At 62.8% G+C, this 11038-nt stretch carries 8 protein-coding genes and 1 tRNA gene; 6 read left to right on the plus strand and 3 right to left on the minus strand.

What is annotated here, in order from left to right; all coding sequences use genetic code 11:
• Positions 1–277: 277 nt before the first annotated feature.
• The 4 genes from BGN91_RS13565 (at position 278) to hemA (ending at position 3997) form a co-directional block, all read left to right on the plus strand.
• A tRNA-Thr gene (locus BGN91_RS13565) sits at positions 278–352 on the plus strand.
• 289 nt (positions 353–641) lie between these two features.
• Positions 642–1307: an outer membrane protein gene (locus BGN91_RS13570; RefSeq protein WP_292613950.1), complete on the plus strand. Its 666-nt coding sequence runs from the start codon at positions 642–644 to the stop codon at positions 1305–1307.
• Between the two features lie 203 nt (positions 1308–1510).
• A complete protein-coding gene (bioB, locus tag BGN91_RS13575) occupies positions 1511–2533 on the plus strand; it encodes a biotin synthase BioB (protein WP_292613952.1) in 1023 nt (340 codons plus the stop codon).
• A 234-nt stretch (positions 2534–2767) separates the two neighbouring features.
• Positions 2768–3997, plus strand: a complete 1230-nt coding sequence (hemA, locus tag BGN91_RS13580; RefSeq protein ID WP_292613954.1) for a 5-aminolevulinate synthase — start codon at positions 2768–2770, stop codon at positions 3995–3997.
• Between the two features lie 111 nt (positions 3998–4108).
• On the opposite strand, the gene BGN91_RS13585 is transcribed toward hemA, so the two are convergent.
• Positions 4109–4759 (minus strand): response regulator, encoded by a 651-nt coding sequence (locus tag BGN91_RS13585; RefSeq protein WP_292613956.1) that lies wholly within the window; start codon positions 4757–4759, stop codon positions 4109–4111.
• 217 nt (positions 4760–4976) lie between these two features.
• Here BGN91_RS13585 and BGN91_RS13590 point away from each other — a divergent pair, with 217 nt between their 5' ends.
• Positions 4977–8486: a hybrid sensor histidine kinase/response regulator gene (locus BGN91_RS13590; RefSeq protein ID WP_292613957.1), complete on the plus strand. Its 3510-nt coding sequence runs from the start codon at positions 4977–4979 to the stop codon at positions 8484–8486.
• A 105-nt stretch (positions 8487–8591) separates the two neighbouring features.
• Here the strand turns inward: BGN91_RS13590 and BGN91_RS13595 are convergent, their stop codons facing one another.
• Both BGN91_RS13595 and BGN91_RS13600 read right to left on the minus strand, forming a co-directional pair.
• The gene (locus BGN91_RS13595; RefSeq protein ID WP_292613959.1) at positions 8592–9266 is read right to left on the minus strand and encodes a response regulator transcription factor; all 675 of its coding nucleotides are present in this window, start codon (positions 9264–9266) and stop codon (positions 8592–8594) included.
• A gap of 299 nt (positions 9267–9565) precedes the next feature.
• The gene (locus tag BGN91_RS13600; RefSeq protein ID WP_292613961.1) at positions 9566–10123 is read right to left on the minus strand and encodes a hypothetical protein; all 558 of its coding nucleotides are present in this window, start codon (positions 10121–10123) and stop codon (positions 9566–9568) included.
• A 608-nt stretch (positions 10124–10731) separates the two neighbouring features.
• Here BGN91_RS13600 and BGN91_RS13605 point away from each other — a divergent pair.
• Positions 10732–11038 (plus strand): AtpZ/AtpI family protein (locus BGN91_RS13605; protein ID WP_292613963.1); only part of this gene is annotated, 307 nt, incomplete at its 3' end.

Below are 11038 nucleotides of genomic sequence, written 5' to 3' on the forward strand. Positions count from 1 at the left end.
AGCTCGCAGCCGCATCTCGCGCCCCGCATCTCCTCCGTTGCGATCCATGTCCGGTTTGTCAATCATGGCCCTGCTGCCTGTCGGATACGCCCGGTCCGATCCACCGTTGCCAGGTGAAATGACGACGCAACATACACGCTGGCTCCGTTGCCGCGCCAGATGGCATCGACCCGCACCCGGATACCCCATTCTTGTCCGCTTGCGCGCCTTTCGGCCTTGTGGCAAGGATCGACCTGCCTTGCGGGCCCTTTTTAAGCTGATTCCCCGCGATGGGCTTGCTGCCGTAGCTCAGTGGTAGAGCACTCCATTGGTAATGGAGAGGTCGACAGTTCAATCCTGTCTGGCAGCACCATTTTCCGGAATGACTGCCGCCGAGAAGCCTCGGATTCCTGCCCGGTCAGAAAAAGGTTCTCTTGAGAGCCTTGGCAACTTTCTCGTGCGCATGGCGACTCGCCGATTAAGGCATCATTTAGTTCCGATTAAGGCAGCGTTAGGCAACAAGTTCCGTGGTTCCCCAAAGGCTTACGAACATTCCGAGTGTGGCCTCTCAGTGACAGCTTTTTGCCGAGAATCGTTTAGGGTCCGAAGTGACGGGGCCGACCAACGGTTGCTTCGGATATCGAATTCCTGGAGAACATATAATGAAAAAGATTCTGCTCGCCTCTGTGGCAATCATCGGCCTCAGCGCGATCGTGCCGGCACAAGCCGCCGATCTTGCCGCCCGGCCGTACACCAAGGCTCCGGCCTATATGCCTGCGCCGATCTACAACTGGACCGGCTTCTACATCGGCGGTCACGTCGGCGGCGCATTCGGCGGCGACGACAACGTTGTCGCTCCCAACGGGACCGACGGCGTGTTCATGGGCGGCGTGCAGGTCGGCTACGACACGCAGTTCTCGCCGAACTGGGTCTTCGGCCTCGAAGCCAACTACAGCTTCCTCGACACCGGCAGCTTCTTCGCCAATCGTGGCCTCGGCTCGGTGACCGGCCGCCTCGGCTACACCTGGGGTCCGGCGCTGCTCTACGTCAAGGGCGGCTACGGCTGGGCCGACTCGCGCTTCACCAACGGCTTCACCGGCTCCGGCGGTCGCGACGGCTACACCGTCGGCGGCGGCCTCGAATACCTGTTCACCCAGAACTGGTCGGGCAAGATCGAGTATCAGTACTACGATTTCGGCAACGTCACCTATCTCACTCCCACTTTCGTGGTTGGTGGCTTCCGCAACGACGAACACACCATCAAGGTCGGCCTGAACTATCGCTTCAACTGGGGCGCCCCGACCGCTCCGCTTGCCCCGGGATACTGATTACTCCCCCATCCCGAGGGTTTCGAAATAGAAAAGGCCGGCATGACATGCCGGCCTTTTGTTTTGCGCTTCATGAACGCGACGGCTTCCGATAAACCCCGTCAGGGGTCATTCGAAATTCGCGGCACGCCATGGTATCGTCGGGCCGCGGAAGCTGGCTCGCTCCTCCGGCGTAACGCGGCAATACAGGGATCCTGACGACAATGGATGCAGCAGCGGTTTCGTTCGACAGCGGCGATAATCCGTCCTCGCGGTTACGCCACGACTGGACGCGATCCGAGACCGAGACACTTTATAATCTCCCTTTCCCGGATCTGATCTTCCGGGCGCAGACCGTTCATCGCTGCAATTTCGATCCCAATCAGGTCGAGACCGCGAGCCTGCTCAGCATCAAGACCGGCGGCTGTCCGGAAGATTGCGGCTACTGTGCGCAGAGCGCGCATTACGATGCCGGCGTGAAGGCCACCAAGCTGATGGACCATGAGGCGGTCATCGAGACCGCGCGGCGGGCGAAAGATGCCGGCGCCAGCCGTTTCTGCATGGCGGCCGCCTGGCGCAATCCGAAGGAGCGCGATCTCGACCGGGTCTGCGACATGGTCAGCGCCGTGAAGGAACTCGGCCTGGAGACCTGTGCAACGCTGGGCATGCTGACGCCCGATCAGGCTCGGCGGCTGCATGCGGCCGGTCTCGACTTCTACAACCACAACGTCGACACCTCGCCCGAATTCTACGGCAAGATCATCACCACGCGCACGATGCAGGATCGCATCGACACGCTCGCCCATGCGCGAGAGGCCGGGCTCAAGGTCTGCTGCGGCGGCATCATCGGCATGGGAGAACAGGTCGGCGACCGGCTCGGCATGTTGATGCTGCTGGCCAACCTGCCAGCACATCCCGAAAGCGTGCCCATTAATATGTGGAACGAGGTCAAGGCGGTGCCCGTCAATGATACGGCCGCGCGGCCGGATCCGATCGCGCTGGTCCGCATGATCGCGGTGGCGCGGATCATGATGCCGAAGAGCGTGGTGCGACTGTCGGCGGGACGCCAATACATGACCGACGAATTGCAGGCGCTGTGCTTTCTGGCCGGCGCCAATTCGATTTTCATCGGCGATGTCCTGCTGACCACCAAAAATCCGCAGACCGCGCGCGACGCCGCGCTGCTCGATCGCCTCGGCATCCGCTCGCCGCTGGACGATGCCAAGGCCGCCGTTCCGCCGCACTGATCGCTCCGGCATGGCCGGAGGATCGCGCCTTTCGGACGTGGAGCAACGCGGTTTTCGGGCCAGTCTGCGAAAAAGGCGCCGGCCGACCGGTCGCGTTTGCGCTGGAGCAAATGAATGGCGATTTTTAACCTTCAAACCGCCGTATTAGCGAATTCCGGCTCGACAGCCCGGCTGGAAAGGCTCTAAAAAGGTTTTGATCGGTCCGGCGTCCCGGGCTTTTTTCCGGATGTAGTCATGGATTATAGCAAGTTCTTCAGTAACGCGCTGGATCGCCTTCATAACGAGCGGCGCTACCGTGTTTTCGCTGATCTTGAGCGTGTGGCAGGTCGGTTCCCGCACGCCACGTTGCACACCTCCAATGGGCCGCGCAACGTCGTTATCTGGTGTTCCAACGATTATCTCGGCATGGGTCAGCACCCGAAGGTCGTCGGCGCCATGGTCGAGACCGCGACCCGCGTCGGCACCGGCGCCGGTGGCACCCGCAATATCGCCGGAACCCACCATCCGCTGGTCCAGCTCGAGCAGGAACTCGCCGACCTGCACGGCAAGCCGGCGGCACTCGTGTTCACGTCCGGCTATGTCTCGAACCAGACCGGCATCTCGACGCTTGCGAAGCTCATTCCGAACTGTCTGATCCTGTCCGACGCGCTCAACCACAATTCGATGATCGAAGGCATCCGGCAGTCGGGCTGCGAGCGCGTCGTCTTCCGCCACAACGACGTGGTCCATCTCGAAGAACTGCTGCGCGCAGCCGATCCCGACCGTCCGAAGCTGATCGCTTGCGAGAGCCTTTATTCAATGGACGGCGATATCGGGCCGCTTTCGAAGATCTGCGATCTCGCCGAGCGCTACGGTGCGATGACCTATGTCGACGAGGTGCATGCGGTCGGCATGTACGGGCCGCGCGGCGCCGGCATCGCGGAGCGCGACGGCGTCATGAATCGCATCGATGTCCTTGAAGGAACGCTGGCCAAGGCATTCGGCTGCCTCGGCGGCTATATCGCCGGCAAATCCGAAATCATCGACGCCGTGCGTTCCTATGCGCCGGGGTTCATCTTCACCACCTCGCTGCCGCCCGCGATCTGCTCGGCCGCGACCGCGGCGATCCGGCATCTCAAGTCATCGAACTGGGAGCGTGAACGCCATCAGGAGCGCGCGGCGCGCACCAAGGCGAGCCTGATCGCGGCAGGTCTGCCGGTGATGGTGACCTCGACCCACATCGTGCCGGTCCTGGTCAGCGATCCCGAGCGCTGCAAGCAGGCCTCCGACATGCTGCTGCACGATTACGGGATCTATATCCAGCCGATCAACTACCCGACCGTCCCCAAGGGAATGGAACGGCTGCGGATCACGCCGTCGCCCTATCACGAGGACGCGCTGATCGATCAGTTGGCGGAAGCCCTGGTGCAGGTCTGGGAAAAGCTCGGCCTGCCGTTGCAGGCGAAATCGCTGGCGGCCGAGTAGCGATCCGCAGGCGCAGCGAAGAACGACCGGGATAGCCGGGATATAGGCGAGCAAGGCGACGCCGTTCGTCGAACGGCGATGCCCGGCCTTCCGTCAAAACGCAAAGGCGCGCTATGAGGCGGACAGCCGTCTTCGCGCGCTCGCTTCCGACAGCACGATCCGAATCAGATCCGCGGCATTCTTGGCGCCGAGCTTGTCCATGATCCGCGCGCGATGAACCTCGACCGTACGCGGACTGATGCCGAGCCTGCGGCCCGCTTCCTTGTTCGAGGCGCCCCTGGCGACCTGCGACAGAACCTCGCGCTCCCGGCAGGTCAAGAGATGGCGCCCGGGGAAATTGGCGAGCCCATCGATCTCGCCGCCCCGCACCTCGCGCCACACTTTCACCGCGGCACGAACCCGCTCGACGATCTTCTCCGAGGAGAATGGCTTCTCCAGAAAATCCAGCGCGCCATGTTTCATGGCCTCGACAGCGGTTGCGATGTCGGCCACGCCGGAGATCACGAGGATCGGTGCGGCAAGCCGCTCAGCCGCCAGCTTGCGCAGGATATCGAAGCCGGACGCGCCTGGAAGATGCAGATCGAGAATCACGCAGGCGGGCGAAACGCTCTGAACCGCGTCAAGGAACGAGGCACCGTCGCCAAAGCATTGCGGCGCATAACCTTCGATCTTCAAAAGAAGAACCAGCGCCTCCCGGACCGATGGATCGTCATCGACAATGAAAACCGGGACTTCCGGAACGAAGGACAGAAGCTGGCCCATTCGCTAATCACCCCAAGAGATTGCTGATATATACAACCTATACGTGTATAGGCTGATTCGCCCCGGTGCGCAAATCATGACGGCGGCGCCGGCACATGGCCGCAAGCGCTCCGCGACCTCCCGATTCTAACGTTCGCAACGCCACTCCTATGTTAGAATCGAGCCGCTCGATCTTGAGCAAGATCCGGGGCAGCGCCTGCCGGAGGAACCACCTGCAATGCTGCACGACTGGGGCGTGATCGCCGCCGCCATCGGCTACATCGGCTTCCTGTTCCTGGTCGCGAGCTACGGCGACCGGGACTCAAGGTTTGCCCGCGGCGGCACCAGCCGGCTGATCTATCCGCTGTCGCTGGCGGTGTACTGTACATCCTGGACCTTCTTCGGTTCGGTCGGGCTTGCGACCCGCACCGGACTCGAGTTCCTCGCGATCTACGTCGGCCCGATCCTACTGATCGCATTCTGCACGCCGCTCTTGCGGCGGATCATCCAGTTGGCGAAATCGCAAAACATCACGTCGGTCGCGGATTTCATCGCCGCGCGCTACGGCAAGAGTCAGGCGGTGGCGGCAACGGTCGCCGTTATCGCGATGATCGGCTCAATCCCCTATATCGCGCTCCAGCTCAAGGCGGTTGCTTCCTCGCTTGGGACCATCCTGATCGACGATCAGGCGATCGCCAGAATTCCCGTCATCAGCGACATCGCTCTGCTCGTGACGATCGCGCTGGCTCTGTTCGCGGTGCTGTTCGGAACCCGACAGACCGATGCGACCGAGCATCAACACGGCCTGATGCTGGCGATCGCAACGGAGTCCATCGTCAAGCTGGTGGCGTTCCTCGCCGTCGGCGCCTTCGTTACGTTCTGGATGTTCAGCCCGGTCACACTGATCGAGGCCGCGATGAAGTCGCCGGAGGCTGTGCGGGCCATCGAGCACACGCCGTCGATCGGCAACTTCCTGACCATGACGCTGCTGTCGTTTCTCGCGATCATGCTGCTGCCCCGGCAATTTCATGTCAGCGTGGTGGAGAATTCCAGCAATGCCGAAGTCAGCCGGGCGCGCTGGCTGTTTCCGCTTTACCTGATCGCGATCAACATCTTCGTCGTCCCGATCGCGCTCGCCGGGCTCGTCACCTTTCCGTTCGGGATTATCGACAGCGACATGTATGTGCTGGCGCTCCCGATCGAGGGTCAGTCCAGGCTGCTCAGCATCGCGGTGTTCATCGGAGGACTTTCGGCGGGAACCGCGATGGTGATCGTCGAGTGCGTCGCGCTGGCGATCATGGTGTCCAACGACATCGTCGTGCCATTGGTGCTGCAGCGCAGTCCGGCGTCCCGCGGCGGCCGCAAGGACTTCGGCAACTTCCTGCTCAAGACGCGCCGTCTTGCGATCTTCGCCATCATGATCATGGCGTATTTGTACTACCGCGCGCTCGGCAGCGCACAGCTGGCTGCGATCGGGCTGTTGTCCTTCGCCGCCATCGCGCAGCTTGCGCCGGCGTTCCTGGGCGGCCTGGTCTGGCGGCGCGCGACGGCACGCGGCGCGATGGGCGGCCTGCTCGTCGGTTTTGCGGTCTGGGCCTACACGCTGTTTCTTCCGAGCTTTCTCAATGGCAGCGCCATCGGCATGACGCTGCTGCAACATGGTCCGTTCGGTATCGTCGAACTGAAGCCGCAGGCGTTGTTCGGCGTCAGCCTGCCCCCGCTCATGCACGGCGTGTTGTGGAGTCTCTCTCTCAATATCCTGACCTATGTCGCGCTCTCGCTGACGCGGCGACCGTCCTCGATCGAGCGGTTGCAGGCGGAAATCTTCGCCCCCAACGCAGCGCCGCTGCCTCCGCCGTTCAGACGCTGGCGCTCGACGGTGACGGTGCAGGATATTTTAGACGCCGTGGCGCAATACCTCGGCCCCAAGCGCACGCGACACTCCTTCGAGGAGTTCGCCGCCATGCGGCGGCTCAGTCTCGATCCGGCGGCACCGGCGGCATTCGAATTGCTGCAGCACGCCGAATACCTGATCGCTTCGTCGGTGGGCGCGGCGTCGTCGCGGCTGGTGATGTCGCAATTGCTCCGGCGCCGCACGGTATCGGCGAAGGCGGCGTTGAAGCTGCTCGACGACGCCCATGCAGCACTCCATTTCAACCGCGAGATGCTGCAAACCGCGCTGAACCATGTGCGGCAGGGAATCGCGGTGTTCAACCCCGATCTGCACCTCATCTGTTCGAATCGGCAATTCGGAAACATCCTCGGGCTGCCGCCGCAAGCCGTTCAGATCGGAATTCCGCTGACGGAAATTCTCGACTTTATCGGCACCATCGATCGGCCGCCAATCGATCACGAGGCTGCGAAGCAGGCCCGGCTGGCCGCGTACACAACGGAAGGACAGCCCTATCTGGAGCGGCTTCCCGACCGCAAGCTCGTGATCGAGGTTCGCGCCAACCGGATGCCGGACGGCGGTCTGGTGATCACCTTCTCCGACGTGACCCCGAGCTTCGAGGCCGCCGAGGCGCTGGAGCGCGCCAACGCCACGCTGGAAAAGCGCGTCCGCGACCGCACCGAGGAACTGACCCGGCTGAATTCGGAGCTCGCGCGGGCCAAGAGCAATGCAGAGGACGCCAACAACTCCAAAACCCGGTTCCTGGCGGCAGCCGGTCACGACATCCTGCAGCCGCTCAATGCCGCACGGCTTTATGTCACGAGCCTGGTCGAGCGGCAGACCGGCGGCGAGGATTCCAGGCTTGTTCAGAACATCGACGATTCGCTGGAAGCGATTGAAGAGATTCTGGGGGCGCTGCTGGACATCTCCCGGCTCGACGCCGGCGCCATTACGACATCGATCACGAGCTTCCGCGTCGGCGATCTGATGCGCTCGCTCGAAATCGAGTTCGCTCCGATCGCGCGGGCCAAGCAGATGCGGCTGACGTTCATGCCGTGTTCGCTGCCGATCGCGTCCGACCGGATGCTGCTGCGGCGATTGCTGCAAAACCTGATCTCCAATGCCATCAAATATACGCCGCAGGGCCGCGTCCTGATCGGATGCCGCCGTCACGGCGAATCGCTTCGCATCGACGTCTACGACACCGGCGTCGGAATCCCGGTCCGCAAGCGCGGCGAAATATTCAAGGAGTTTCATCGCCTCGAACAGGGAGCGCGCATTGCGCGCGGCCTCGGGCTTGGCCTGTCGATCGTCCAGCGGCTGGCGCGCGTGCTCGATCACAGCATCGCGCTGGACTCAAACCGCAGCGGCGGCTCGGTGTTCTCCGTCACGGTTCCGATCGCGCCGGCCGTCAATCACACCACCCACACCACCGCGGTGACCAGCAGCACGCCGCTGTCGCACGCGCCCATGAGCGGAGCCGTGATCGTCTGCATCGAAAACGATCCGGCGATTCTCGACGGCATGAAGACGCTGCTGTCATCCTGGGATGCGCGGGTGATCGCCGTAGCCGAACCCGAAGCGGCAATCGAGGCGATCGAAGCGGCCGGCGGATGCATCACCGGTCTGCTGGTGGACTATCATCTCAACCGCGGCAACGGCATCGCGACGATCCGGGAGATCCGGCGAAAATTCGGAGAAACCATTCCCGCTATCCTGATCACGGCCGACCGCAGTCCGCACGTCCGCGAGGCGGCGCAGCTCGAACAGGTTTCGGTGCTCAACAAGCCGCTGAAACCGGCATCGCTGCGGGCGCTGATCGGCCAATGGCGAAACCAGCAGATCGCCGCGGAATAAACGGACACTGGTCATTGATCTCGCGTCGCGGCGGGCGAACTCGATTTTAGTTTGAGCGGGACGCGGGCGGAAAGCCGCCCCACGCTTTTTCTCGTCCCGCTCTCATCAACCCGCAGACGGCTCGTTCTGACGCCACTGATCGCCGGCGATCTTTGCCGCGGCAATCACCGCCTGGGTGCGGCTTTCGACACCGAGCTTCTGCAGGATCGCGGAGACGTGCGCCTTGATGGTCGCCTCCGATACGCCGAGTTCGTAGGCGATCTGTTTGTTGAGCAGTCCCTCGGACAGCATCATCAGGACGCGCACCTGCTGCGGCGTCAGCGTGACGAGCCGGTCGCGCAGGCGCGTCATCTCCGGATCGGCTGCGGCGGACAGATCGATATCAGGCGGAATCCAGATATCGCCCTTGATGACCCCGAGGATCGCGGGACGCAACGCTTCGATCCCGAGCCGCTTCGGGATGAACCCGGAGGCGCCGAAATCCATCGAGCGGCGGATCGTCGCCACGTCGTCGCTGGCCGAGACCACCACCACCGGAATCGCCGAATACTGGGCGCGCAAATAGATCAATCCGGAAAACCCGCTGATCCCCGGCATCGACAGATCGAGGAGGATCAGGTCGACGTCGGCGTCCCGTTCCAACCGCGCCGTCAATTCCTCGAACGTGCCGGCCTCGCTGATTTTCGCCGGCACGATACTCACAATCGCCTGTCGCAAGGCATCCCGGAACAAGGGATGATCGTCGGCGATCACGATATGGGTGCTGTCTGATGCTGTCATTGAATCCGTGGGCTTGCCAGGCGTTCACGTTCACTGCGGTTTCAGGCCGGGTGCGCGCCCGGAACTGCGATTGTCCCCCGCTCGATCCCGTCTTGCAAGGCGCAATGCCGCCGAATACGTTAACGAGTTAACGCCTCGATACGTGTTGCTGCTCCATCCGCTCCGATTGGAAACCTTGCCGGCTGCGCAATGCGGCCGGATCGTTATACCGGACGAGGCGCGTCGGGTTCCAACGACAGGATGCACGGCCGCCGCGCCAGGATCGAAGGTCCGGCGCGCAGGTCGCATCGAAGCGCCAATCAGATTCCGCCGGACTGATCACGCTGGACACGGGCGGCCATCTCGATCAGCCGCCGCCAGGCGCGCTCGACGAATGACATCACGCGATCCATGTCGCGATCGCTCGGCAACGGAACCTCGATACTGTTGCGGTTGGCGTCGGCGGATTTCCGTCCGTCGACTTTTGGCGCCGTGGCGCCGGGCTCGCCCGGCCTCGGCGATTCCACCTTGGGCAAAACCTTCTGAGCTTTTCCGGCGGCGGCAGAGTCGCGCGCGGCGAGTTGCGCCCTCAGTTGCTCATTCTCCGCCCGCAGCCGGCCGATTTCCTTGTCCAGCGCGACATGCTCTTCGGGCAACGCGTAACATGCCCAGCCGTTGCCCCGGTCCGCACAATGCGACACCACGCCGGTTTGGGTATCCAGCCGGACGAAGCCGCCGGTCATCGGCGTGAGGGTATAGCGGCCCCCCTTCTCCGTATCCGGCGTCGCTTGCGCCAGCGCCGGTGCGGCGAAGCAGGCGAGCGTCGCGGCGATCGCGGAGATCCGCAACAATCCGGGAAGCTGCGTGACTGCGCTCATGCTTTGCTCCGTCAATGCCGATCGCTCCCGTCAACGGACCAGAGCGCGTCGGGACACTATCGAGCTATAGCGCCACTTCTCCGATTTCAACGCAACCAGCCAAATGCGATTCGGGTCTCTTGCGGCCATGCGGGCGCACGGGGATGCGGCCGGATCGCAGGATGAGGCGGGTGCCGCTGACGCCGCAGGACGACGAACGGCAACGAGCCGAGCCGAGTCGAGACCTCGATCATGTAAATTTTCGTCAGTATTACAGTCCCTTACACTGTCACACCGGGCGCCGGGCGCAAATGGATGCGAGCCGCGGAAGACGACATCGACCTGCTTCCTGCTATGCGATCCGCGGCTGCTCACTGGTCCCCATCAAGCCATTGCCGCGAGCGCGCGGAACCGACGCGATCAGGCGAACGGCGCGAGTCCGCTTTCGCAGCGCGGCAACTGGGCGCAGCCGGTTTGATTTTCTGGAATAAAATCAGCTAATTCAAAGATGTAGCCGGTTGCGGCACAATCTTGACTTGACCTGTGGCCGTCAGTATGGTCCGCGCGGCTTTTGAGGGTAACGGGCGTTATTTCCTGAAATCGCGGACGTTGTGTCGGGTGTCGAGAGCATGTCTGACGGCACAGACAAAAACAGCGAGAACGGAGATCGCGAGCATTCGGCTCCCGATGAAGCTGCGCTTTCCGCAAGGCTCGGAAATCTCGATCAGCGGCTGTCGCAACTTCGCGGCCCCCGCAAGAACGAGACTGACCAATCCGGAGATGGAAGCGGAGATGGAGCCGCCAGAGCCTCAGCGATGGCGCGTGGTTTCCGCCTATCCTCCGAATTGATCGCGGGCGTTGCCGTCGGAGCGGTGATCGGCTGGGGATTCGACCGCTTGCTGTCGACCTCGCCCTGGGGGCTGATCGTGTTTTTCC

The sequence above is a fragment of the Nitrobacter sp. 62-13 genome (genome assembly GCF_001896955.1).
Taxonomy (GTDB): Bacteria; Pseudomonadota; Alphaproteobacteria; order Rhizobiales; family Xanthobacteraceae; genus Nitrobacter.

Coding starts and splice junctions, on each gene's coding strand:
- BGN91_RS13590 (WP_292613957.1), top strand. CDS start 4,977: ATGCTGCACGACTGGGGCGTGATCGCCGCCGCCATCGGCTACATCGGC.
- hemA (WP_292613954.1), top strand. CDS start 2,768: ATGGATTATAGCAAGTTCTTCAGTAACGCGCTGGATCGCCTTCATAAC.
- BGN91_RS13585 (WP_292613956.1), bottom strand. CDS start 4,759: ATGGGCCAGCTTCTGTCCTTCGTTCCGGAAGTCCCGGTTTTCATTGTC.
- bioB (WP_292613952.1), top strand. CDS start 1,511: ATGGATGCAGCAGCGGTTTCGTTCGACAGCGGCGATAATCCGTCCTCG.
- BGN91_RS13595 (WP_292613959.1), bottom strand. CDS start 9,266: ATGACAGCATCAGACAGCACCCATATCGTGATCGCCGACGATCATCCC.
- BGN91_RS13600 (WP_292613961.1), bottom strand. CDS start 10,123: ATGAGCGCAGTCACGCAGCTTCCCGGATTGTTGCGGATCTCCGCGATC.
- BGN91_RS13570 (WP_292613950.1), top strand. CDS start 642: ATGAAAAAGATTCTGCTCGCCTCTGTGGCAATCATCGGCCTCAGCGCG.